Annotated in this window: 21 protein-coding genes and 1 tRNA gene; 15 read left to right on the forward strand and 7 right to left on the reverse strand. The window is 64.1% G+C overall.

The annotated features are described in order from the left end of the window. Window positions 1-31 precede the first annotated feature (31 nt). Window positions 32-682 (forward strand): carbonic anhydrase, encoded by a 651-nt coding sequence (locus KYE46_RS01490; RefSeq protein ID WP_219002980.1) that lies wholly within the window; start codon window positions 32-34, stop codon window positions 680-682. A 143-nt stretch (window positions 683-825) separates the two neighbouring features. Then, on the forward strand, window positions 826-1,356 hold the full coding sequence (locus tag KYE46_RS01495) for an SRPBCC family protein (protein WP_219002981.1): 531 nt from the start codon (window positions 826-828) through the stop codon (window positions 1,354-1,356). Between the two features lie 94 nt (window positions 1,357-1,450). On the opposite strand, the gene KYE46_RS01500 is transcribed toward KYE46_RS01495, so the two are convergent. Both KYE46_RS01500 and KYE46_RS01505 read right to left on the reverse strand, forming a co-directional pair. Next, window positions 1,451-3,127: a mucoidy inhibitor MuiA family protein gene (locus tag KYE46_RS01500; RefSeq protein ID WP_219002982.1), complete on the reverse strand. Its 1,677-nt coding sequence runs from the start codon at window positions 3,125-3,127 to the stop codon at window positions 1,451-1,453. A gap of 199 nt (window positions 3,128-3,326) precedes the next feature. Continuing rightward, on the reverse strand, window positions 3,327-4,349 hold the full coding sequence (locus tag KYE46_RS01505; RefSeq protein WP_219002983.1) for an aspartate-semialdehyde dehydrogenase: 1,023 nt from the start codon (window positions 4,347-4,349) through the stop codon (window positions 3,327-3,329). Window positions 4,350-4,709: 360 nt separating this feature from the next. Between KYE46_RS01505 and KYE46_RS01510 the strand changes: the two genes are divergently transcribed. After that, a complete protein-coding gene (locus KYE46_RS01510) occupies window positions 4,710-6,011 on the forward strand; it encodes a DEAD/DEAH box helicase (RefSeq protein WP_219002984.1) in 1,302 nt (433 codons plus the stop codon). On the opposite strand, the gene KYE46_RS01515 is transcribed toward KYE46_RS01510, so the two are convergent. Then, window positions 6,008-7,183 carry an MFS transporter gene (locus tag KYE46_RS01515; protein ID WP_219002986.1) on the reverse strand — a complete coding sequence of 392 codons (1,176 nt, stop codon included), beginning with the start codon at window positions 7,181-7,183 and terminating at the stop codon, window positions 6,008-6,010. The genes KYE46_RS01510 and KYE46_RS01515 overlap by 4 nt on opposite strands. Before the next feature lie 162 nt (window positions 7,184-7,345). On the opposite strand from KYE46_RS01515, the gene KYE46_RS01520 reads away from it, so the two are divergent. Next, a complete protein-coding gene (locus KYE46_RS01520; protein WP_219002988.1) occupies window positions 7,346-8,365 on the forward strand; it encodes an extracellular solute-binding protein in 1,020 nt (339 codons plus the stop codon). Between the two features lie 36 nt (window positions 8,366-8,401). Here KYE46_RS01520 and KYE46_RS01525 read toward each other — a convergent pair whose 3' ends face one another. Both KYE46_RS01525 and KYE46_RS01530 read right to left on the reverse strand, forming a co-directional pair. Next, window positions 8,402-9,625, reverse strand: coding sequence for an MFS transporter (locus KYE46_RS01525; protein WP_219002989.1), 1,224 nt, complete (start codon window positions 9,623-9,625; stop codon window positions 8,402-8,404). Then, a complete protein-coding gene (locus tag KYE46_RS01530; protein WP_219002991.1) occupies window positions 9,622-10,749 on the reverse strand; it encodes a HupE/UreJ family protein in 1,128 nt (375 codons plus the stop codon). Before KYE46_RS01530 ends, KYE46_RS01525 begins: the two co-directional genes overlap by 4 nt. A 14-nt stretch (window positions 10,750-10,763) precedes the next feature. On the opposite strand from KYE46_RS01530, the gene KYE46_RS01535 reads away from it, so the two are divergent. The 10 genes from KYE46_RS01535 to KYE46_RS01575 all read left to right on the forward strand — a co-directional run bounded on the left by KYE46_RS01535 (window position 10,764) and on the right by KYE46_RS01575 (window position 19,717). Continuing rightward, complete coding sequence (locus KYE46_RS01535) at window positions 10,764-11,570, forward strand: DUF4198 domain-containing protein (RefSeq protein ID WP_247716883.1); 807 nt, start codon at window positions 10,764-10,766, stop codon at window positions 11,568-11,570. 165 nt (window positions 11,571-11,735) lie between these two features. Beyond that, entirely contained in the window at window positions 11,736-12,461 is a 726-nt protein-coding gene (locus KYE46_RS01540) for a hypothetical protein (protein WP_219002993.1), read from the forward strand. A gap of 18 nt (window positions 12,462-12,479) precedes the next feature. Further along, on the forward strand, window positions 12,480-13,085 hold the full coding sequence (gene leuD, locus KYE46_RS01545; RefSeq protein WP_219002995.1) for a 3-isopropylmalate dehydratase small subunit: 606 nt from the start codon (window positions 12,480-12,482) through the stop codon (window positions 13,083-13,085). Between the two features lie 241 nt (window positions 13,086-13,326). Further along, a complete protein-coding gene (locus KYE46_RS17475; protein WP_247716884.1) occupies window positions 13,327-14,184 on the forward strand; it encodes a hypothetical protein in 858 nt (285 codons plus the stop codon). A gap of 77 nt (window positions 14,185-14,261) precedes the next feature. Continuing rightward, window positions 14,262-15,122 carry an endonuclease/exonuclease/phosphatase family protein gene (locus KYE46_RS01550; protein ID WP_247716885.1) on the forward strand — a complete coding sequence of 287 codons (861 nt, stop codon included), beginning with the start codon at window positions 14,262-14,264 and terminating at the stop codon, window positions 15,120-15,122. A 138-nt stretch (window positions 15,123-15,260) separates the two neighbouring features. Then, a complete protein-coding gene (gene leuB, locus KYE46_RS01555; RefSeq protein WP_219002997.1) occupies window positions 15,261-16,361 on the forward strand; it encodes a 3-isopropylmalate dehydrogenase in 1,101 nt (366 codons plus the stop codon). Window positions 16,362-16,450: 89 nt separating this feature from the next. Continuing rightward, entirely contained in the window at window positions 16,451-16,807 is a 357-nt protein-coding gene (locus tag KYE46_RS01560) for a hypothetical protein (protein WP_219002998.1), read from the forward strand. A 15-nt stretch (window positions 16,808-16,822) separates the two neighbouring features. Next, window positions 16,823-17,800 (forward strand): DMT family transporter, encoded by a 978-nt coding sequence (locus tag KYE46_RS01565; RefSeq protein WP_219002999.1) that lies wholly within the window; start codon window positions 16,823-16,825, stop codon window positions 17,798-17,800. Between the two features lie 44 nt (window positions 17,801-17,844). After that, window positions 17,845-17,921, forward strand: a tRNA-Pro gene (locus tag KYE46_RS01570). Between the two features lie 119 nt (window positions 17,922-18,040). Beyond that, complete coding sequence (locus KYE46_RS01575; RefSeq protein ID WP_219003000.1) at window positions 18,041-19,717, forward strand: ABC transporter permease; 1,677 nt, start codon at window positions 18,041-18,043, stop codon at window positions 19,715-19,717. 61 nt (window positions 19,718-19,778) lie between these two features. Here the strand turns inward: KYE46_RS01575 and leuC are convergent, their stop codons facing one another. Further along, complete coding sequence (leuC, locus tag KYE46_RS01580; protein WP_219003001.1) at window positions 19,779-21,185, reverse strand: 3-isopropylmalate dehydratase large subunit; 1,407 nt, start codon at window positions 21,183-21,185, stop codon at window positions 19,779-19,781. Between the two features lie 258 nt (window positions 21,186-21,443). Here leuC and KYE46_RS01585 point away from each other — a divergent pair, with 258 nt between their 5' ends. Further along, the gene (locus KYE46_RS01585; protein WP_219003002.1) at window positions 21,444-22,787 is read left to right on the forward strand and encodes a mechanosensitive ion channel family protein; all 1,344 of its coding nucleotides are present in this window, start codon (window positions 21,444-21,446) and stop codon (window positions 22,785-22,787) included. A 7-nt stretch (window positions 22,788-22,794) separates the two neighbouring features. Here the strand turns inward: KYE46_RS01585 and KYE46_RS01590 are convergent, their stop codons facing one another. After that, window positions 22,795-24,411 (reverse strand): thiamine pyrophosphate-dependent enzyme, encoded by a 1,617-nt coding sequence (locus KYE46_RS01590; protein WP_219003003.1) that lies wholly within the window; start codon window positions 24,409-24,411, stop codon window positions 22,795-22,797. Between the last annotated feature and the right edge of the window lie 47 nt (window positions 24,412-24,458).

The following is a 24,458-nucleotide window of genomic DNA, read 5'->3' on the forward strand; positions in this document are numbered from 1 at the left end:
GGGCCGAAGTCTCATTCATGAAGGAAGACGGATGCACCGCGTACACTCTCTGCCCGCCTATCTCCTCGAGCGCTACAACGAATGGAAGGCCAACGTTCGCCCGGAAAAACTGGACTGGTTCCGCAAGCTGGCGATCGAAGGCCAGAACCCGCGCGCGATGGTTATTGCCTGCTGTGACAGCCGGTTGGAGATCAACTCGATCTTCGGGCAGCGCACGGGAGAGCTTTTCATTCACCGCAACATCGCCAACCTCGTGCCGCCCTTCACGCCGGACGGCAACCACCACGGCACCGGCGCCGCCGTGGAATTCGCGGTGAAACACCTTAAAGTTAAGCATATTTTGGTGATGGGACACTCCCAATGCGGCGGCGTCGCGGGCTGTATCTCCATGTGCGAGGGCACGGCGCCCGAGTTCGAGAAGCCCGAAAGCCTGATCGGCCGCTGGCTTGACGTGCTCCGCCCCGGATATGACGCCATCGCGGATGTCACTGACCCTGACAGCCGCCAGACCGCGTTGGAGAAAGAGGGCATCCACGTGAGCCTGCAAAACCTTCTCAGCTATCCCTACGTCAAGGAAGCCGTCGATGCGGGCGAGGTTTCGCTGCACGGGTTGTGGGCCCATATCGACGATATGGAGTTCGAAACGGTGGACGGCAGCGGCCGCAGCTTCGTGCCGCTCTAGAACGCGTTCGGGCAGGCGGGCCGCAACGGTCCGCCGCCTTTTTTGGAGCGTCATGCGCGGTCGTCCCGCATGATTATTGGCGCAAGCGCCGCGTGTCGTGGTATCATTCGGGGGATTTTGATCCCGAGAGCCCGGAGGACCCCATGCGCTTGATCCGAAACATCCTGATTGGATTGGTCGCCCTTGTGGCCGTCGTCGTCATCGTGGGTATGCTTTTGCCCCGCTATGTCTCTGTCGAGCGTGAGGTGATCGTCGACGCCCCGCCGGAGGAGGTCTTCCCCCATCTCAACTCGCTTCAGGCCTTCTCGGAATGGTCACCGTGGAGCGGGATCGACCCTGAAATGCAGGTCGCCTATTCCGGCCCGGAGGAAGGCGTCGGCAACGTGATGGAGTGGACGTCGGAACATCCCAACGTCGGCAATGGGCGGCAGGAAATTGTCGAGTCGGTCGAGAACGAAAGCGTGCGCACGGCTCTCGATTTCGGCGACATGGGCACGGCGGAAGCCTGGTGGCGGTTGACGCCCGAGGGTGACAGCACGCGCGTGACGTGGGGCATGCTGGCCGACATGGGCGGCGGTCCCATCGGGCGCTGGTTCGGCCTGATGATGGACGGATGGGTCGGCGCGGACTACGAGCGCGGATTGGCCCGGCTTGAGGAAACGGTCGAAGGCTGAAGGCTGACGCCCGTCGGTTTGATGCACTCACCCGCGCCCGTTTCCGGACCCGGGTGAGCGTCAGTCATCTGTCAGGGACGTTTGCCCCCGCCATTCAAGGACGCCAGTCCAGAACGTGCCCTTCGGGGAATTCGAACTCGACCGTCATCTCGATCAGCCGTTCCTCGCCGGAGCCGACTTCCATATCCCATGCGTGAATGCCGCGCTCATCCTCCACGTCCTCTTCGGTGGGACGCGGGTTGAGGGTGAGGTCAAGCTCCAGATCCTCCTGCTCGGCGAAGGGCGTGGCGTAGAGGATGCGGACGCTTTCGCTTTCGGTGCCGGTATTCTCCACGCCGAAGGCAATCTCGCGCGATTGCGTGGTGGAACTGACGAAAAGGCCGCGATCGCCCTCGGCCAGAGACCGGTCGATCCACGTCAGTTGCAGGTGATCGAGCGCGCCGAATGCCATCTCTGCCTCCGCGCCTGCGGGGATGAGAGGCATCGCGCCCTCACCCATCAAGGCGCCGTCCCGGTAGAAGCGCGCCTCGCCCGGCAGGATCGGTTCACCGCTGTCGTTCTCGACCAAGGCGATGCGGAAGGCCGTTTCGTCATAGCGCGGAACGGCGCGGTTTTCCTGCTCCACCTCCAGATCGACGGTGTCGAAGGCCAGAAGAACCTCTCCCGTCACCGGCACGCTCACCGCTTCGGGATAGGCGTAGGTGATGGACAACCCGGTGAAATTCGCGGTCACGGCGAATTCCTCGGCCACGACGACGGGCGCGCTGCTGGCATAGCCCGCGGTCGGAACCGGTGCGGGGCTGGAGGCGGCGTCCGCGATTTCCATCGTGCGGGCGATGGCACCGCCTTCGGCGTCGGCAGGCTCGAAAATGCGCGCCGGCCGGGAGACGAGGGAGGACGGGACGCGCTGGCGATCCGGCGTCGCGGTGGAGAACACCACGTCGACATCCTGCCAGCGAGCGGGGCCGTGGGTTTGCAGCGTGACGAAGCGGTCGATGGCAAGCTCGCCACTCTCGGTATCGAGGTTCAGCTCGTAGCTCGGACGCCACCCGGCATTGCGGGTGAAGTAATCCAGCACCACGTCGATATCCGTCTCTTCCGTGGCGACAACATCGACCGCGATGGCGTTGATCTGTTGGTGGAACGGCGAGAGGACCTGAAGCGCCTGGGAGGCCTCGGCATAGGCGCGCTGCGCGTCGGTCACGGTTTCGGCAAGGTCGCGGCGGGCCACCTGCGCGTCGAGCATCTCTTGCGCGAGCCGCGCGGTTTCTGCGCCAAGGGTCGCGAGGAACTGCGCCACCTGCTCCGGGTCGTCCGGCATCGCGACACCGTTTTCGCCGCCCCGGAGGATCGCGGCGATGTAGCCTTGCTGCGTCTCGATCGCGCGGATGCGGGCGTCGGCCTGGGTCAGGGCATCTTGCGCCTCGGTCAGCGCGTCTTCGGCTTGCTCCAAGGCGGCGCGGGCGGCGGCCTGCGCCTCGGTATCCAGCGCGCCTTCGGCGATGGGGTGATTGTAGAGCGGCTGCGGCGGGCCGAAGCGGACGCCGTCGGCATCGGCGATCTGCGGCAGGGAGACCGCGTCGAGATCGGGCACGGCGATCAGCAGGCGGTGACGCCCCTCGGGGATCACGGCGCTGCCGGTGCGCGACACCTCGGCGCCGGAGCCAAAGACGGTGGCCTGAGACAGGTCGGCCCGGATGACGATGTCATCGGCCTGGGCGGCGAGAGGGAACGAGGCGCAGAGCGCGGTGGTCAGGAGGAAGCGTTTCATCGAATTCAGGTCCTTGCGATAGGGGTTGCCGCCAGTGTTGGCCCGGAGAGCCGCCCTGCCAAGGGGCGGAAATCCGGACCACTACCGGTTGCTCTGACCCATAAGACGCGCGTCGCAGCGCGATCCTTGGGTCCGGTCGCAAGTTTTTTCGATGGGCAAGTGTGGGGGCCGGTTTCGGAACCGGCCCGCCGTGGGGGCCTCAGCCCTTCTTGAGCACGCGCTTGCCGAGGGTCTCGGCGATCTGCACGGCGTTGAGCGCCGCGCCCTTGCGCAGGTTGTCGGAGACGCACCAGAGGTTCAGGCCGTTCTCGATCGTCACGTCCTGACGGATGCGGCTGATGAAGGTGGCAAAATCGCCGACGCATTCGATCGGGGTGACGTAGCCCCCGTCCTCGCGCTTGTCGACGACCATGATGCCGGGCGCTTCACGCAGGATGTCGCGGGCCTCGTCCTCGTCGAGGAAATCCTCGAACTCGATGTTGATCGATTCCGAGTGCCCGACGAAGACCGGAACCCGCACGCAGGTGGCGGTGACCTTGATGGAGGGGTCGACGATCTTCTTCGTCTCGGCGACCATCTTCCATTCTTCCTTGGTGTCACCGCTGTCCATGAAGACGTCGATATGCGGGATCACGTTGAAGGCGATCTGCTTGGGGTAGACCTCGGGGGCAACCTCCTGGCCGGGGACGTAGATGCCCTTGGTCTGCTTCCACAACTCGTCGATGGCTTCCTTGCCCGAGCCGGAAACCGATTGGTAGGTGCTGACCACAACGCGCTTGATCTTCGCGCGGTCGTGCAGCGGCTTGAGAGCCACGACCATCTGCGCGGTGGAGCAGTTCGGGTTGGCGATGATGTTCTTCTTCGCGTAGCCCTCGACCGCCTCGGGGTTCACCTCGGGCACCACCAGCGGCACATCGGCGTCGTAGCGGTAGAGCGAGGAGTTATCGATCACGACACAGCCTGCTTTCGCCGCGATGGGAGCGTATTTCTTCGTGGCTTCCGAGCCGACCGCGAACAGCGCGATGTCCCACCCGGTGAAGTCGAAGGTGTCGAGGTCTTTTGTCTTCAGGGTCTTGTCGCCGAAGCTGCACTCCGTCCCGATGGATTTGCGCGAGGCCAGCGCCTCGATCGCATCGATCGGAAACTGGCGCTCGTCCAGAATGTTCAACATTTCGCGGCCCACGTTCCCGGTGGCGCCCACAACGACGACTTTATAACCCATTGTCTTGATCCTTTGGTTGGATGCTGCGGCACATACTGGAAGCCCATAGGCAAGGGAAGAGCGGTCGGCGTGAAGAATCCTGAAGGGTGCCATTCGTGCCGATGAAGTGCCTTTGGTCACAAAGCTTGACTTATCCGCGCAACTCCCCCATCTGGACCCTATCGATGCTGCACTGCCGCGTGAGCAGTCGCCCCCCGCCGCTGATTTGGCGAAGGGCCCACAGCCCGACACAGTTTCCAAGACCCCCATCACGCAGGGCTCTGACGATCGGCGGATGAGCCGCCCGGTCGCACCCTAGCCGCACCACTGTCTTGTGGTGCATTCGACGCGTGCCTTGGTGCGCGTCATGAAGGATACGATTTGTTCGATTTTGATATGCTCGGCCTGAAGCCGATCCTCTCCAAGACCCTCAAGACCGCGGGCTTCGACAAGCCCACCCCGATCCAGAACCAGGCGATTCCGCTGGCGCTGGAAGGCCACGACATCATGGGCCTTGCCCAGACCGGCACCGGCAAGACGCTGGCGTTCGGCCTCCCCCTGCTGGAGCATCTGCTGTCCCTGCACGGCAAGCCCGAGCCGAAGACGGCGCGCGCCCTGATCCTTGCGCCGACGCGTGAACTGGTGAACCAGATCGCCGACAGCCTGCGGGTGTTCACCCAGAACACGCCGGTGAAGATCGCGACCGTCGTCGGCGGGCAGAGCATTGGCCGCCAGATTTCCACCCTGTCGCGGGGCACTGATATTCTCGTCGCCACGCCGGGCCGCCTGATGGACCTGATGGATCGCCGCGCGATTGATCTGTCCACCGTCAAGCACCTCGTGCTGGACGAGGCCGACCAGATGCTCGACCTCGGCTTCATCCACGCGCTGCGCAAGATTGCACCTGCCTTGGGTACGCCGCGCCAGACGATGCTGTTCTCGGCCACCATGCCGAAGCAGATGGAGGAACTGTCGCGCGCCTATCTGACCGATCCGAAGCGGGTGCAGGTCTCGCCTCCGGGCAAGGCTGCGGACAAGATCACGCAATCGGTGCATTTCATGCCCAAGCCTGCGAAACCCGCGAAACTGCGCGAGATCCTGAGCCAGGATCCCGAGGCGCTGGTGCTGGTCTTCGGGCGCACCAAGCACGGCTGCGAGAAGCTGATGAAAGGCCTCGTCGCGGACGGCTTCAACGCCGCTTCGATCCACGGCAACAAGAGCCAGGGCCAGCGCGACCGCGCGATCAAGGCGTTCCGCGAGGGGCAGATCAAGATCCTCGTGGCGACCGACGTTGCCGCGCGGGGCATCGACATCCCCGGCGTCGCCTATGTCATCAACTACGAGCTGCCCGACACGCCGGACAACTACGTGCACCGCATTGGCCGGACGGCCCGCGCCGGGCGCGAGGGTGAGGCGATTGCCTTCTGTTCCGCCGAGGAAGTCGATCTTCTGGTGCAGATCGAGAAGCTGATGAAGATCTCGATCCCCGTTGCCTCGGGCACGCGTCCCGAAGCGGTGAAAGCCGAGAAGCCTCAGGGTGGCGGGCGTCGTCGCGGTGGCGGTGGTGGCCGTCCCGGTGGCGGTGGTGGCGGTGGTCGCAAACCGCAGGGCAAGAGCGGCGGCGGAGCGGGCAATGGCCCCTCGCGCAAACCGCGTCGTCCGCGTCGGTCCAAGGCGGCCTAAGCCGGCCGCTCTTTAGAGAAAACGTAGGCGGCGAGCCCCAGAAGGATCGCCGCCGACAGGATTGCCAGCAGCGCGCCATAGGCGGCCTCGCTGCCCAGGGTCTCGCGAAGCCCCGCGTAGGTCGGGCCCGAGGCGAACTGCATGACCCCTGCGCCGCCCATCCCGAACAGGTTCAACAGGCTCACGCCGCGCCCCGTCAGGTGATGCGGCAAGAACTCGCGCCCATGCGCCATGACCGCCGGATAGGACGCCCCGAACGTGCCGATGGCGACGAACATCGCCACGGCGATGGCAAAGCTCGCGGGCGGAAGGAGGTAGAACGTCAGGAGAAGCGCGGCGACGGCAAGGTTGCCGGCAACGATGCTCCACTTGCGGCTCGGCATGAGCCTGTCGGCCACGCCGTAGAGGATATTGCCCGCCACCATCGCCAGTCCCATCGCCAGCGTGGCAAAGCCCACCTGTTGCAGTGTCGCGCCGAAAATATCGCTGACATAGGGGCTGATCCAGAGCCCGCGTATCCCCGCCGAAGGCGCGTAGCAGACGAACATGCCCACGTAGATCGGCCAAAGCGCCCGGATGCGGAGCAGTTCAACAAAGCTGCCGTGGGCCTCGCCCTCGGGCTTGGCCGGATCGCGGACGAAGGCGAAGATGCCAAGGCCGATGAGGAGCGTGAAGCCTGCCGCCAGCCAAAGCGTCTCGCGCCAGCCCAGTTCCGACACGACCCATGCCAGCGGCGCTGCCGACAGCAGGTTGCCGAGGGAGCTGACCCCCACGGTGATCCCGGCCAGCGTGCCGAAGACGGCGGCTGAGAAGTTGCGGGCAAAGATGTAGTAGGTCGACATGAGGATCGGCGCGCAGCCCATGCCGATCAGGCCCATGGCGAGGATGATGCCGCCCGGGCCTTGCGCGGTCGCGAAGACGACGCAGCCGCCCGCCGCCCCGAGCAGGAACAGGCTGGCCGCCGTGCGTCGTGGTCCGAGCGTGTCGAGCGCCCACCCGACGGGCAATTGCATCAGGGCGAAAGCCGCGAACCAGAGGCCGGATGCGGTCGAAAGATCTTCCGTCGTCGTCCCCAGTTCGCCCCGCAACACCGGCGCGAGAACGGCGAGAAACGCCCGGAAAAACTGGCTGAGGCAATAAGCGATGATCAGAAAAGTCAAACCGGCGCGCATGGTTAGCTACCTCCTCCCGGCTCCGCGACGCGACCTTACGCGCCCTCCGCGCGGCTGCAAGGGGGCCTGTATCCGATTAATTCTGTCGGAATAGGGTTGACGCGCCGCTTCTGCTCCGCTTGAAAGCATCCGACAGTTTTAGTCGGAATAACGGAGCACCTTATGACTCGCACGCTGACCGCCCTTCTGGGCACCACGATTTTCATGTCCACCGCCCTCGCCGCCCAGGCGCAGGAGTTGAACCTCTACTCCTCGCGTCACTATGAAACCGACGAGCGGCTCTACTCGGATTTCACCGAGCTGACCGGCATCACGATCAACCGCATCGAAGGCAACGCCGACGAGCTGATCGCGCGGATGGACGCGGAGGGCGAGAACTCCCCCGCCGATGTCTTCCTGACCGTCGACACTTCGCGCCTGCAGCGCGCCGCCGACATGGGCGTTCTGCAGCCGATCGAAAGCGACGTTCTGGCCGAGCGCATCCCCGCCAACCTGCGCGACGATGACAACCTCTGGTTCGGATTCTCGCAGCGCGCGCGGATCATCTTCTACGACACCGAGCGCGTCGAGAACCCGCCGCAGACCTACCTCGAGCTGGCCGACCCCGCCTACGAAGGCCTCGTCTGCATCCGCTCCTCGACCAACACCTACAACCAGACGCTGCTGGCCTCGATCATCGAGAACCACGGCGAGGAAGCCGCGCGCGAATGGGCGAACGGCGTTGTCGCCAACATGGCGCGTGACCCGCAGGGCGGTGACACCGACCAGCTGCGCGGCCTCGTCTCCGGCGAATGCGGCATCTCCGTTTCCAACACCTACTACATGGCCCGCGCGATCCGTCGCGACGTGGAAGGTCTGAGCGAGGAAGATCGCGCCAACATCGGTTGGGTGTTCCCCGATCAGGGCGGCAACGGAGCGCACGTGAACCTCTCGGGCGGCGGTGTCGCGGCAAACGCACCCCATCTGGATGCGGCGATTGCCTTCATGGAGTACCTCGCCTCGGATCAGGCGCAGGAATACTTCAGCGCCGGCAACGACGAATACCCCGTGGTCGAAGGCGTGGCGATTGCCCCCTCGGCGCAGGAACTGGGCGCGTTCGAAGCCGATGACGTGAGCCTCGCGGCCGTCGCGGGCAACCTGCCGCTGGCACAGCAGATCTTCAACGAAGCGGGTTGGGAATAATCCCGTAACACCCTGTGAGACGACTGAAAGGCGCCCCTAACCGGGCGCCTTTTGCCTTTGCAGCCGTTCGGTCCAGAGCATGATCGGGATGAGGATCAACGACAGGGCGATGCACCATGTCGCCTGCGCCACACCTTGCTCGGGGTAGCTCACGCCCTGATCGATGTACCAACCGGTGATGCCCGGCCCGACCGCGGTGGAGAAGACCATGATCGCCGTCGCGATGGACCGCACGGAGCCGAGGTGGTTGGTGCCGAAAAGCGTCGGCAGCAAGGTCCCCGACAGCGCCGCCGCGATGCCCTGCGTGATGCCGACGAGCGCGAGGGCCACGGACCATCCGAGCGGCGTTTCAGCCGGACCGATAAGGAACATGCCAAGCCCCATCGGCACGAGGACCACGGGCATGAGCCGTGTGGGGCCAAAGCGATCCGCGGCCCAACCGGCCGCAAGCCCCGTGGTGACGCTGGCCGCCGCGTAGGCAGCGTAGCTTGGCGCCATGGCCGTGAGGGTCCAGCCCTTCACCTCGGCGACGTGGACGGCGTGAAAGAAGACAACCGTGCCGATGAAGCCGGGCGTAAGCAACAGGGGCACGAAGGCGTAGAATAGCGGGTGGCTCAACACCTCGCCTCGCGTCCAGTGGCGACCGAAAAGGCCGGGCGCACCTCGGCCTCCGTTCGAGCCTTTCGGCGCGCGGTCCTGTGCCAGTAGGAACATGAGCGCCGGGATCAGTGCCAGCACGATCACCGCCGCCGCGACGACCCATGTCGCGCGCCAGCCGATGCCGCTGATGAGCAGGATCGCGATGACAGGCAGCAGCGCCTCGCTGGCCGGGAAGCCGAGGCTGGTGATCGCCATGGCGCGCCCCCGCGTTGCCACGAACCACCTTGCCATCGCCGTCGCCAACATATGTGTCATCATGCCTTGCCCACAGAACCGGAGCAAAAACACCGTCAGCAACAACAACCAGACGGAGGCGCTGAAGGCCATCAGGACGCAGGCGAGCGCGAAGACGCCGGCAACGACAACTGCAAGTCGCGACAGGGGCACCGTGTCGGCCCGTCCGCCGAAGAGGATCAGCAGGAAGGCCGAGGACATCGTGACAATCGTGTAGATGCCACCCCACTCCCCGTCGGACAGGCCGTAGGCGAGCCGGATTTCACCGGCGAAGATGGAGATGAAAAAGGTCTGCCCGAACGAGGAGCCGAGGCTGAGAAGCAGCCCGGTGGCCAACCACCGGGCATTTTCCTTGATGAAGTTCAAAGAAGCGTACGCTCAACCACCCACCATGCGCCGATCGCGGCGATCACCAGCGACGCCGGGATCACGATGAAGGAGCGATACCAGTCTTTCTGCATGAACCAGCCGACGATGAGGAAGGCGATGGCGATGACGGCAAGCTGTCCAAGCTCGACCCCGATGTTGAAGCCGATCAGCGCCTCGATGAAGCGGCCCTGCGCGATCCCGAAATCTCCCAGAACGCTGGCGAAACCGAGGCCGTGCAGCAGGCCGAAGCCGAAGACAAAGATCGTGCGCCACTTGGTGTTGCCGATGCCGAGGATGTTCTCCACCGCGACATAGACGATGGAGGCGGCGATCAGCGGCTCCACCACGCTGCCGGGGATGGAGACGACGCCCGTCGCCGCCAGCGCCAGCGTGATGGTGTGCGCGACGGTGAAGGCAGTCACCTGCCACAGGAGCGGACGCATCTGCGTGGCGAAGAAGAACAGGCCAAGCACGAAGAGGATGTGATCCAGCCCCTTGGGGATGATGTGGTCGAAGCCCGAGACGACGTAGCGCACGAAGACCTGCATCGCGCCCTCCGTGAGGATCTGGGCGCGGGGCAGTTCCGGTGTCAGTTCGCCACCGTCGAGAAAGCCCTCGTAGGCATCGTCACCGCCGCCGATCTGACGCGGGACAAAGGTGCCAAACTCCTCGGCCAGACCCACTCGCACACCGGAGTCGCCCTCGGGCAGGGTCGCGCCAACGGTCAAGGACGCGTCGCGGGGCAATTCCATGTCGCCCACCTCGGCGATTTCGACCGCGACGATGTCGGCCTGCAAACGCTCACCCTCGCTCTGGATAATGAACCCGTCGCGGATATCGGGCCAGGCCGCCCGCAGCTCGGCTTCCAGCTCTTCCGGCGAAAGCGCACGCAGGCGATCGTATTCTGCGGCTTCGGGTGCATCGTCCGTGTCGTCCACCGCGCTGAGGTCGATACCGGCGATCAAGGCTTCCAATGCGGTGCGGAGGGTAAGGGTCACCTCGAACTCGCCGACCTCCACATCTGCGATCGTCGGCCGGATCTCATGGGCAGCCGCTGGCAAAACCGTGAAGACAAGTGCCATTGACAGTAGCAGGCGGCGAAGCATGGTTAGTGCACCCATTGGAAGGACCTCTTATGAAACCTGTGCATTTGGTGCTGACACTTACGAGTCTCGCCATGACTGGCAAGGCCACCGCTCACGAATTCTGGATCGACCCCCGAGATTTCACGGTTGAAGTCGGCGCGCCCCTGGTCGCGGATCTGCGCGTCGGGCAGGAATTCTCCGGGGCGGCAATGAGTTACCTGCCGCGGAACTTCGACCTCTTCAGCGTCGCCACCCCCGAAGAGACCCGCGAAGCCGAGGGTCGTTTCGGCGATGTTCCCGCCTTGAACATGGAGGGGCTGGACGAAGGCTTGGCCGTTATCGCCCACCAGACGACGGCCAATCAACTGACGTGGTCCACGTGGGAGCGTTTCCTGAACTTCGCGAACCACAAGGACCTTGGCGACGTGACCGCGATGCACGAGGAACGCGGGTTGAGCCAGGAGGACGTGACCGAGGATTACATCCGCTACGCCAAGTCTCTTGTCGCCGTCGGCGAAGGTGAGGGCGAAGATGCCCGCGTTGGAATGCGCGCCGAGCTGGTGGCGCTGGCCAACCCCTACACGGATGACGTCTCAGGCGGGATGCCGTTGCAGCTTTGGTACGATGATGCACTGCAAGCCGACTATCAGGTCGAGCTGTTCGCGGAGGATGCGGAGGGAGAGGTCACCATCACCCTGCATCGCACGGATGCAGAGGGCGTCGTGGTGCTTCCGGTCGAGCCCGGCATGACTTACATGGCGGACGCCGTGTTCCTTGAAGCGGTGGAGCCTGCGGCCGAGGGCGACCCGATCTGGGTGACCCATTGGGCGAACATGACCTTCTCGACCGCCGAATGACCGGGATCGACGTTCCCCGAGCCGATTGACGGGGCGGCCGCTTGTGGCTTTAACGATGGCATCTGCCGTTCTCGCTGAAAGCCCGCCCCCATGTCCGCGTCCTCCCTTCCGCCGATCGCGATGTTCTGGACTGGGCGCCCCGTTGACTGGATGCAGCGTCTATCGATGCACTCCTTTGTCAATCATGGCTACCGCGTCACGCTGTTCAGCCCGAAGGATGCCCCCATTGATCCCGAGGTCGAGGGCGTGGAGACGGAGGCGATGGAGGAGATCTACGTCCCCTCCCGCCGCATGGGCAAACACGCGGCCCCCGCCTGCCTTGCGGATGTCTTCCGTCTCTACCTCATGCAGAAAACGGATTTCGTGTGGATGGACAGCGATATGCTGTCGATCTCGCCGATCACCCTGAACGAGGGCTACGCAATGTCCTGGTCCGGCCCCGATGGCCAGATCAACAACGCCGCCCTGCGCGTGCCCCGCGACAGCGAGGCGCTGCGTTACCTGCTTGATCACATCGAGAACCCCGAGCTGATCCCCGAATGGATGAACCGCGACCATCGCGCGGAGCTGGCGGAGATGCCGCTGGAACGCCGGCTGCTGGCCCAGGGCAGGATGCTGCGGATTGTCTATGGCCCGCGTGGCTTGAACCACGCGCTGCAAAAGACCGGAGAGTCTCGATTCGCCGCCTCGATGGAGGCCTATTCGCCAGTGCCATGGTGGCTGACGGACCTGTTCTACAGCCCGCGCGGCGGGGTGGCGCCCTATATCACCGAGCAAACCCGTGTCGTTCACCTCTTCAACGACCAGATCCGCAAGTATAACAAGAACCGAATGCCGCCCGAGGGTTGTTTCCTCGACCAATATATTAAAGAAAGCGGCTTCAAACCCTAAGCCCGTTCGGAGAGCCCCATGGACAAGTTCACCAAACTGACCGGCATCGCCGCGCCCATGCCCCTGATCAATGTCGATACCGACATGATCATTCCCAAGCAGTTCCTCAAGACGATCAAGCGCTCGGGCCTTGGGGTGAACCTGTTCGACGAGATGCGCTACGACGATGACGGCAACGAAATCCCCGATTTCGTCCTGAACAAGCCCGCCTATCGCGACGCGCAGATCCTTGTGGCCGGCGACAACTTCGGCTGCGGCTCCTCGCGCGAGCACGCGCCCTGGGCGCTGCTGGACTTCGGCATCCGCTGCGTGATCGCGCCCTCCTTTGCGGATATTTTCTACAACAACTGCTTCAAGAACGGCATTCTGCCGATCGTTCTGCCGCAAGAGCAGGTCGACATGCTGATGGACGACGCCGAGCGTGGCGCGAATGCGGTGGTGACGGTCGATCTGGAAAGCCAGACGATCACCGGTCCGGACGGCGGCTCGATCAGCTTCGAGGTCGACGCATTCCGCAAGCATTGCCTGATGAACGGCCTCGATGACATCGGCCTGACGATGGAAAAAGCGTCGTCGATCAAGGCGTTCGAGGCAGATGCAGCGCAGGCGCGTCCCTGGGTTTGACCAGAACTGCCCTATGGCAAATCTGTGACATTTCAGCCTCTTAAACGGCGCCCTTCACCCCGAAGGGCGCCGTTTGCATTGCGAGCCCCGGCCAAATTGGGCACAAATGTGTCAAAATAGTGCCCGCAATGGGCGCATTGGAACCAATTCACATGAAATTGGACCATTCGCGCCACGAAGCGGGTCGGAAGGCAAAATAAGGTGTTGGCATGAACTGGCACCAGACTTGAGGTAGATCGCAGTGTTCACCAGATTGGCCGGCGCGCTTGTGCGGGCGATTATGATCGTCGTCGTCATCCTGACGCCGTCCCTGCTGTTGCCGGGGACCACCGCCGAGAGTGCGCAGTTGGCGACCCTCGTGGCCCTGGCCTTCGCGATGATCATCATGTTCGAATACGGCGCCAAGTACCCGGGCCTGATCGAATTCCGCAACGCGCCGCCCTTCAACCGCATCCGTGTCATCGCGCTGTTCCTGATGCTCTTCGGGCTGAGCATCATCATCGGCAATGGGAACGAGGGCTCGACCCTGACGGTCATCATCACCGCCTTGGGCTTCCTTGTCGGCCGTGCGCTCGACTTTCCCTACAGCCCCTTGCGCGTGGTGCTCGATTACCTTCCGCAAGGCGTCGACCCCACCCTTGCTGTCCAAATTCAGGCCATGGCCGGCCTTGTGATGCTGGTCACGCTGATCTCCCTGTTCCTTTTCGCCGCGCTCCTGCGGCTGGAGAACTGGCCGAACCGGGGAACGGCCTTCAACGTCTGGGTCAACCTGCCCACCTTCGACCCCACCGCCGGCGGAGATGTTGTAAAAAGATTAAATCGTGACGGCCGCGTTAACGTTATCTTTGGACTTACAGCCCCATTCATTATCCCGGTGGTGGTCGTCATGGCCTCCAACCAGGTGCAGGTGTCCCTGACCGGGTCACCTCAGACGATGGTATGGGCGATGACGCTATGGATGTTCCTACCCCTCAGCCTGATCATGCGCGGACAGGCAATGCTGCGGGTGGCCCGAATGATCCGGGCGCGCCGCGCGCGGCTCGTGGCGGGCGTCGCCACCAATGCCAGTGGCTCGGTGCTCTCCTCCTCTACGGCCTGAGTGCCTTTTCCGCGCAGGCCGAGAGCCTGCGTCTTGCTACCTATCATACCGGGTTGTCGGGACGCGGACCCGGCCTCGTGCTGCGTGATATCCTGCGGCGCGAGGATGAGGTCAGCGCCACCCTTGCCGTAATCGCCGAGGTCGACCCGGACATATTGGCCCTGCAGGACATGGATTATGACGGCAACCATCTGGCACTGGCTGCTCTGGCCGAGGCGCTCGAGTATCCGCATTATCTGACGCTGCGCCCCAACTCCGGGTTGCTGACCGGGTTGGATCTTGACGGAGACGGCCGCACCGATGGCCCCCGCGATGCCCATGGGTATGGACGTTTCAGCGGACAGGGCGGCATGGCTCTACTCTCGCGTCACCCCATTGGCGAGGTTGCGGATCATTCCTCGCACCTCTGGGCCGAGCTTCCCGGCAATGCTGCCGCAAGCGTCACCCCGCCCGAGGCTCTGCCGATCCTTCGACTGCACACGGTCGGAGCCTGGACGGTAGAGGTGCTGACGCCCGATGGCCCAATCCACATCTTGACGTCCCATGCGACGGCGCCAGTCTTCGACGGACCCGAAGATCGCAACGGTCTGCGCAACGGCGATGAGGTGCGCTTCTGGACGCTTTACCTTGATGAACCCCGCCCTGAACCCTTCGCCTACATGGGGACGCTGAACCTCGACCCGACGCGGGGCGAAGGTTTGCGCGGACCGCTTATCGAGCTGCTCGGCCATCCGGCGGTGCAAGACCCCCTCCCCGGCTTGCCGACGACCGATTGGGACGAGCCTTCGCCGGGCAATCTCCGTGTCGATTACCTGCTTCCTTCCCGCAGTCTGACGGTGGCCGACGCGGGCGTCTTCTGGCCGGAGGAAGGCCCGTTGGCCGATGTGGTCGCCGAAGCCTCGGACCACCGGCTTGTCTGGGTCGACGTGGATTTCTGAGGAAAAGGGTCGTTCCAGCTCTTTCCAAACGATCGCCGCAGAGCGCGCTTGAGAACCGGCCAAATCCCCGCGCTTTCTTGACGCCCCGACACCACCGCGCTACCGCAACGGCAACAGTTTCAGACGAGGAATAGACCCATGACCGACCGCTCCCTTCTTATCCTTCCCGGCGACGGGATCGGCCCCGAAGTCATGGCCGAGGTGCGCAAGGTGATCGACTGGTTCGGCTCCGCCCAAGGCATCACCTTCGATGTGTCCGAGGATCTGGTCGGCGGCGCCGCTTACGACGCCCATGGCGTACCGCTCACCGACGCCACCATGGCGAAAGCGCAGGAAGTCGATGCGGTTCTGCTCGGTGCCGTGGGTGGCCCGGCCTATGACGACCTCGATTTCTCGGTGAAACCCGAGCGCGGCCTGCTGCGGCTGCGCAAGGAGATGGACCTCTACGCCAACCTGCGTCCAGCCCAATGCTTCGACGCGCTGGCCGATTTCTCCTCGCTCAAGCGCGAAGTGGTCTCGGGGCTCGACATCATGATCCTGCGCGAGCTGACCTCGGGCGTCTATTTCGGGGAGCCGCGCGGCATCCACACCGAGGGCAACGAGCGCGTCGGCATCAACACGCAGCGCTACACCGAGGGCGAGATCGCCCGCGCCGCCCGCTCGGCCTTCGAGCTGGCCCGCCGTCGCAACAACAAGGTCTGCTCCATGGAGAAGGCCAACGTGATGGAAAGCGGCATCCTGTGGCGCGACGTGGTGAACGAGATCCATGCCGCCGAATATGGCGACGTGGAGCTGTCGCACATGTACGCCGACAACGGCGCGATGCAGCTGGTGCGTGCGCCCAAGCAGTTCGACGTGATCCTGACCGACAACCTTTTCGGCGACATCCTCTCGGATTGTGCCGCGATGCTGACCGGCTCCCTCGGGATGTTGCCTTCCGCCTCGCTCGGCGCGCCGATGGCGAATGGCCGCCCGAAGGCGATGTACGAGCCGGTTCACGGCTCCGCCCCGGACATCACCGGGCAGGGCAAGGCGAACCCGATCGCCTGCATCCTCAGCTTCGCCATGGCGCTGCGCTACTCCTTCGACCTCGGCGACGAGGCCACCCGGCTGGAGCGTGCCGTGGAAGGTGTGTTGGCCGACGGCGCGCGTACCGCGGACCTCATGGGCCCCGAGGGCGGTACGCCGATCTCCACCTCGGAGATGGGCGACGCGATTGTTGCCAAGCTGGCGTCCTGATCGACTTCAGAGGGGGGCGTCAACGCTCCCCTCTCGCCATACGGTGGCTCCCATGGCACCTTGCAGGCATTACTGCGAAGGAGATTTCCATGGTGATCCGTTTTTCCCTTTTCCTGATTGCACTTACCCTTCCTGCTGCGGCACAGCCGTTCGAGCCGGGGCAGATTATCGCAAGCCCTCTCACCCTCGCCGCACCAGCGCTTGAGAACTTCGAGTATTTCGGTGAAGGTCACCGCAGTGCGACGATCAACGTCGCGCCGAATGACGCTGGCGTGCTGGAAATCAACGTCGAGCAGGACGGCTTCCTTGACGATTCCGTTGCCGGTGCGCGGAGCGTCTACACGATCGAGCATACCGCCGACGGTTGGCGCATCCTGAGCGCCCGCCAAGAGCAGCGCTGCCATCGCGGCGACAACCGGGATTGGACGACCGACCTCTGCCCCTAAGGACGAACGGAACCGATGCAGACATCCGACACCCTCAAGGGCGCGCTTCTGGGGCTACTGGCCTTCGGGATCTTCTCGACCCACGATATCATCGTGAAGTACCTCGGCGGGACCTACTCGCCGATCCAGATCGTGTTCTTCTCGGTTCTTTTCGGCTTTCCCATCGTCGCGTTCCTGCTTCTGCGGGATTCGACCGAGGCGAACCTGAAGCCAAACCATCCGTGGTGGATCGCGGGCCGCACGACGGCCTCGGTGGTCGTCGGCATCAGCGCGTTCTACGCCTTCACCGTGCTGCCGCTCGCGCAGGTCTATGCCATCATCTTCGCGGCGCCTTTGCTGATCACCCTGCTGGCGATCCCGGTACTGGGAGAAAAAGTCGGCTGGCGGCGCGGACTTGCCGTCGCGGTGGGGCTCGTCGGGGTCATCGTGGTGCTGCAGCCGGGACAGACAGAACTCTCCCTCGGGCATGGGGCCGCGTTGATGGCCGCAGTGGGTGGTGCGGTCGCCTCGGTCATCGTGCGGAAGGTGGGGCGGGCAGAACGCTCGGTCGTGATGCTTCTCTACCCGATGATGGCAAACTTCGTGCTGATGGGCGCGGCGCTGCCGTTCTACTACATCCCGATGCCGGTCCGTGACCTCGCGGCGGTCGCCGTCATCGCCGCTTTCGCCCTGACGGCCAGCGCCTGCCTGATCTTCGCCTATCGCCGCGCGCCCGCCGTCATGGTGGCCCCGATGCAATACAGCCAGATCCTCTGGGCCACGGTTTTCGGCTTTCTCCTCTTTGACGAGAGCCTTGATACGCCAACCCTGATCGGTTCGATCATCATCATCGGCTCCGGCCTGTACATCGTTCTGCGAGAGGATCGCGGCGGCACCTCCTCCAACACCCCGGTGCTGCGCACCCGCACGCGGTTCGGATCACCGAGCGCGCTGAGGGTGGCGCCCTTCCTGTCGTCCGAGCGGCGCGGACCGCGACCACCGCAATCACGTTGAACACTTGCCAAGTCAGTGCGCCGATTGTATCCCGCCTCTACGGTCGGGCTGTGGCGCAGCCTGGTAGCGCACCTGCTTCGGGAGCAGGGGGTCGGAGGTTCGAATCCTCTCAGCCCGACCAATCATCCTAAAACGCGCAACCATTGCAGCTCGCCAAGGTGACAGGCCTTTGGCCCGTATCGATGTGTGCGCCCGTGTTGCTTGCAATTCCGTGCAATCCTGACAAATACACAAAGGATCATGGCGCAGAACTTCCGCATCCCTTCCCCGCTGCAACTCGGCAGCCTCGCATGGCTCGCGGCGGCGATGTGCCTCCTGCCGATGGCAGCGGTCACGATTGCGGCTCTGACCGGCGGGTTCGAGACGTTTTCCCGCCTCGCCTCGTCGGTGCTGCCACGCTACGCGGGCACCACGGCGCTGCTGATTCTCCTCGTCGGGTCGGGGACCTGCATCATCGGCACCGGCGCCGCATGGCTGGTTACCGCGACGCGCTTTCCAGGCCGCCGGATGCTGGAAATCGCCCTCGCCCTGCCCCTCGCGTTTCCGGCCTATGTCCTTGCCTACGCCTATACGGATTTTCTCGATCATCCCGGATGGGTGCAATCGACGTTGAGGGATCTGACCGGTTGGGGCCCGCGCGATTACTGGTTCCCCGAGATCCGCTCGCTTGGCGGTGCAGCCCTGATGCTGGTGTTGGTGCTTTATCCCTACGTCTATCTGCTGACGCGCGCGGCTTTTCTGCAACAAAGCGCCACGGCCTATATCGCGGCGCGGACCCTTGGCGCCGGTCCCTGGGGCGCATTCATCCGGGTGTCCCTGCCGATTGCGCGGCCGGCAATCGCAGGCGGCGTGCTTCTGGCGTTGATGGAGACCTTGGCCGATTTCGGCACGGTCTCCTACTTCGGGGTGCAGACCTTTGCCACGGGCATCTACCAGGCGTGGTATTCCTTCTTCGACCGAGGCGGCGCGGCGCAATTGGCCCTGTGCCTCCTGATCGTGGCCCTCGTCATCGCCGCGCTTGAGCGACGGCAGCGGCGGGATCAGCGGCAACACGGCGCGGGGCGGCGGTTCGAGGCGATGCAGGCGGTCAAACTGTCGAAATGGCAGGGTCTCGGCGCGATCATCTTTTGCGGATTGCCTGTCGTCCTGGGCTTCATTCTGCCGGTGGGGCTGCTCATCTCGTTGGGGTGGGACAGCTTCGACAACATGCTGACGGATCGCTATCTGAGGTTCCTGCGCAACTCTCTCATCCTCGCGTCCATCGCTGCCGTGATCACCGTCGCGGCTGCGGTCATCCTTGGGTTCAACGCCCGGTTGCACCCGACCCCCGCGGCAAAGATCGCGATCCGCGTGGCAGGGCTTGGGTACGCGGTGCCCGGCGGTGTGATTGCCGTGGGCCTCATCGTCCCGTTCGCGGCGTTCGACAATGCTCTGGACGCGTTCATGGAGGCCCGGTTCGGCATCGACACTGGCCTGCTGATCACCGGCTCCATCTGGCTGTTGATCGCGGCTTACGGCGTGCGCTTCATGGCCGCCGCTCTCAGTGCCTATGATGCGGGTTTGAGTACTATTAACCCCAATGTCGATGCCGTTGCGCGCACCCTCGGCCGCAACCCGAGGCGGATGCTGTCGGGCGTGCATCTGCCGATCCTGCGGCCGTCGATCTTGACCGGTCTGTTGATCGTTTTCGTGGATGTCATGAAGGAACTGCCCGCGACGCTGATCATGCGGCCGTTCAACTTCGACACGCTCGCCGTTCAAGCGCATCGACTGGCCTCGGACGAGCGTTTGGGCGAGGCCGCGGGGCCGTCGTTGGTGATCGCGGGGGTGGGGTTGTTGCCGGTGGTGCTGCTCTGCCTGTCCTTGGGACGGGAGCACACGGCGCGGCGGTTCGTGCCGGACACAGCCAAAGCCTGAGCCTTCGCCGTTTCGCACGAGCGCACCCGCCGCCCGAAGGCGCGCGGCGGGCGCGAGTTCATCACATCAGTTCGCGCACGTCCGTCAGGCGGCCGGTGATCGCGGCGGCGGCGGCCATGGCGGGCGACATCAGGTGAGTGCGTCCGCCGCGGCCTTGGCGACCCTCGAAGTTGCGGTTCGAAGTGGCGGCACAACGCTCTCCGGGGGAGAGCTGGTCGGGGTTCATGGCAAGGCACATGGAGCAACCCGCGAGGCGCCACTCGAACCCGGCTTCCTTGAAGATGTCGGCCAAGCCTTCCTCTTCCGCCTGCGCCCGGACGAGGCCCGAGCCCGGCACGATCATCGCGCGGAGGCCGTCCTTGATCTTCTTGCCCTTCAGGATTTCGGCCGCGGCGCGCAGGTCCTCGATCCGGCCGTTGGTGCAGGAGCCGATGAAGACCGTGTCGATCTCGATCTGCGACAGCGGCGTGCCCGCCGTCAGGCCCATGTAGTCGAGCGAGCGCTTCGCCGCATCGACCTTACCGCCCGTGAAGTTCTCGGGCGCGGGCACATCGGCGGTGATCGGCAGCACATCCTCGGGCGAGGTGCCCCAGGTGACGACCGGCGCGATATCCTCGCCACGGATGGTGATGACCTCGTCCCAATGGGCGTCGTCGTCGGAATAGAGCGTCTTCCACCAGGCCATCGCGGCCTCCCACTGGGCGCCTTTCGGAGCGTGGGGGCGGCCCTTGCAGTATTCGAAAGTGGTCTCATCCGGCGCGATGATGCCGGCGCGCGCGCCGCCCTCGATCGCCATGTTGCAGACGGTCATCCGGCCTTCCATGGACAGCGAGCGGATCGCCTCGCCCATGTATTCGATGACGTAACCGGTGCCGCCGGCGGTGCCGGTGCGACCGATCACGGTCAGCGTGATGTCCTTTGCGGTCACGCCCGGCGCGAGCTTGCCGGTGATCTCGACCTTCATGTTCTTGGATTTCTTCTGGATCAGCGTCTGCGTCGCCAGAACATGCTCCACCTCGGAGGTGCCGATGCCGTGGGCGAGCGCGCCAAACGCGCCGTGGGTGGCGGTGTGGCTGTCACCGCAGACGACGGTCATGCCGGGCAGGGTCCAGCCCTGTTCGGGGCCGACGATGTGCACGATGCCCTGCCGCACGTCCGAAACGGGGTAGTAGTGGATGCCGAAATCCTTGGCGTTCTTGTCCAGCGCGGCCACCTGGATGGCACTGTCCTCGGTCATGTTTTTCGGATCGTCGCGGCCCTCGGTCGTCGGCACGTTGTGGTCGGGCACGGCGATGGTCTTGTCGGGCGCGTGAACGTCCCGGCCGGCCATGCGCAGGCCTTCGAACGCCTGCGGGCTGGTCACTTCATGCACGAGGTGCCGATCGATGTAGAGAAGGCAGGTGCCGTCCTCGGCTTCATGAGCGAGATGGGCGTCCCAGATTTTGTCGTAGAGTGTCTTGCCGGTCATGGCTGGATCCTGTCGGAAAAATGTGTCGGTCTGGTCGATATGGTCAGGCGCGCGGCCTCAGAGGATGTCTTCGGCACGATGGCCCAGACCAAGCGTCTGCGCGCCGAAAAAGCGCCAAGGCAGACGGGCGCGGTCGCCGATATCGAAAAAGCTTCTCATGGCGCAGGAATTACACGGGCGGGCGGGACTTGCCAAGGGTGGCGCTTGCCCGAGGCGGCCCTGCATGCGTAGGCTGATGGAACAGGAACGAGGACCGGAATGGACCCTGACGAAATCCCGCCAGAAATCGTGGACGCCGAGGCGCGCGCGTTACAGCAAGCGATGGGTGAAATAACGGGTCTAGTCAGCCAGTTCGAGACGTTCATGGCGTCGCTCCTGCGACCGTGGAACGCCTATCAGGTCGGCATCGTCATCGCGGTGATGGCGGTCGCGTTGCTCATGCGGCACATTTTCGGCCCGCCAATTCGCGCGTGGATGGCCTCTCGTGAGGGCTGGCCGAAGTGGCGGATGCGGATTCTGGCGATCATTCATCGCCGACTCTTCATGATTTTCTTCGTAATCTCGATCTGGCTGGTCGTCGGCGTGATGCGCGAAGTGACATGGCCGTCCCGCTCGTTCCTGCTGATCATCGTGGCGGAGCTGACCACGGCGTGGCTCTTCGTGGTCTTCGTCACCCGGCTGATCCGCTCCGCCTTCCTGCGCGCCATCGTGCGCTACGGCGCCTGGACCTATGTCACGCTCGAAATCCTGAACCTGCGCGATGAAACCGTCTCGATCCTCGATTCCGTGGGTTTCAATCTGGGCGATGCGCGGCTGTCCCTGCTGACGGTCGTGCAAGGTGTGCTGGTGGTCACCGCCCTGATCGTGATCGCACGCTTCCTGACCGGAACCGCCAGCGGCCGCATCCAACGAAACGAGGAAATGTCGCCCTCGATGCAGGTGCTTGCGATCAAGTTCCTGCAGGTCACTTTCTACGGTATCGCGATCTACGCCGGCTTGCGATTGACCGGGATCGATCTGACGGGGCTCGCGGTTCTGTCCGGTGCCATCGGTGTGGGCCTTGGTTTCGGCTTGCAGAAGGTCGTCTCGAACCTTGTTTCCGGCGTCATCATCCTGTTGGACAAATCGATCAAGCCCGGCGACGTGATCTCTCTGGGCGAGACCTTTGGTTGGATCAACGCCCTTGGCGCGCGCTATGTCTCTGTCGTGACGCGGGACGGGAAGGAATACCTGATCCCGAACGAGGACCTCATCACCAGCCAAGTGGTGAACTGGTCCCATTCCAACGAGTTTGTCCGCCTCGATATCTACTTCGGCACCTCCTACGACAATGATCCGCACGAGGTCCGCAAGCTGGCGATTGCTGCGGCGAAAGGGGTGCCGAGGGTGCTCTCTCATCGGGCGCCGGTCTGTCACATCGTGGGCTTTGGCGACTCGAGTGTGGATTACATCCTCAGGTTCTGGATCACTGACCCGACAGGCGGGCTCACCAACATTCGCGGCAACGTCTACCTCGCGCTTTGGGACACGTTCCGCGAGAACGAAATCTCGATCCCGTTCCCGCAACGCGAGGTCAGAATGTTGGACAAACCAGCGGATTAGAGCCTGTTTAGAGGTTCTTCGTCGTCGCCAACATCTTGGGATCGAGCTTCAGTTCGATGATGTGAAGCCCGCCCTTAAGCGCCTTCTGGTACGCCGCCGCAAATTGCCCATTCTCGGTGATGCTGTGGCCCGTCCCGCCGTAAGCCACGGCCAGAGCCGCGTAATCCGGGTTGAACAGGTCGGTGCCCGACACGCGGCCGGGATAGTTCTTCTCCTGATGCATCCGGATCGTACCATAGCGACCGTTGTTGGCGACGATGACGATGATATCCGCGCCGTGCTGCCGCGCCGTCGAAAGCTCCTGAATCGTCATCTGCAGACAGCCGTCGCCCGCGAGGCAGATCACCGGCTGATCCGGGTGCTGCAATTTCGCGGAAACGGCGGCGGGCAGGCCATAGCCCATGGAGCCGGACGTCGGCGCAAGCTGCGTGCCGTATTGGCGGAACCGGTAGTAGCGATGAAGGAAGGCTGCGTAGTTGCCCGCGCCGTTGGTGATGATCGTGTCCGCGCTCGCATTGTCGCGAAGCCAGCAAATGATCTGTTCCATCTGAACGGCGCCCGGCGTGGCCTGTGGCGTCTGCCAAGCCTCGTATTCCGCCCGCGCTTCCGCAGCGCCTCGATCGTCGGAAGAAGATGTCATGGCGAGAAGTTGAGGAAGGACCGCGGCGGGCGTTCCGGTCACGGCGAAGGTCGCCGGGTAGGTCTTGCTGACAGCCTCCGCGTCGGGAGAGACTTGCAGGATCGTCGGCGCGTTGGCCGGATCGATCAGGGTGAAGTCAGCTGTGGTGATGTCATTCAGCTCGGCACGCAGAAGCAGGAGGCAGTCTGCATCGGCCAGACGCTTGCCCAGTGCCGGGTTGGCCCCGACGCCGAGATCGCCCGCGTAATTCGGGTGATCATTGTCGATGAAATCCTGCCTGCGGAAGGTGACGGCGATGGGCGCGCCGGTGCGCTCGGCCAATTCCTGCGCCGCCTGCCGCTCCGTATCACTCCATTGCGAACCGCCGCAAAGGATCATCGGCCGTTTGGCCTGTTGGAAAGCCTCAACCATCGGCGCGATGTCATCGGGATGGACGCTCGCCGGCGCCCGCGCGCCGGGGCGCAGCTGCGGTTCATCCGTCAGGGCCGACAGGATATCTTCCGGTAAGGCCAGAACCACCGGGCCCGGGCGGCCGGATTGCGCAATTGCGAACCCCCGGTCCACGTATTCGGCAAGACGATCTGTCCGCTCCACTTCGGCGGACCATTTGACCAGAGGACCGAAGAAGGCGCGGTAGTCGACCTCCTGAAAGACGCCGCGGTCGCGGTGCTTCAGCGGGATCTGACCGACAAAACAGACGAGCGGCGTGGCGTCGTGCATGGCGATATGGAGGCCCGCGCTCGCGTTCGTCGCACCGGGGCCGCGCGTCACGAAAACGACGCCGGGCTGGCCTGTCATCTTGCCATGGGCCTCGGCCATCATCGCGGCCCCGCCCTCCTGTCGGCAAACGACGTTGGCGATGTCGAGGTCATGCAGCCCGTCCAAGGCCGCCAGAAAGCTTTCGCCCGGAACGGAGAACACCCTCTCCACCCCATGCAGCGCGAGCCGATCAGCCAGAATTTTGCCGCCGTGAACCTGTGTCATGTCGTGATCTCCTACCCGTTTCGCAGACCATCGCGGCCCGGTGCGGC

Origin of the sequence: Gymnodinialimonas ceratoperidinii, assembly GCF_019297855.1 — a bacterium.
In the GTDB taxonomy this organism is placed as follows: Bacteria; Pseudomonadota; Alphaproteobacteria; order Rhodobacterales; family Rhodobacteraceae; genus Gymnodinialimonas; species Gymnodinialimonas ceratoperidinii.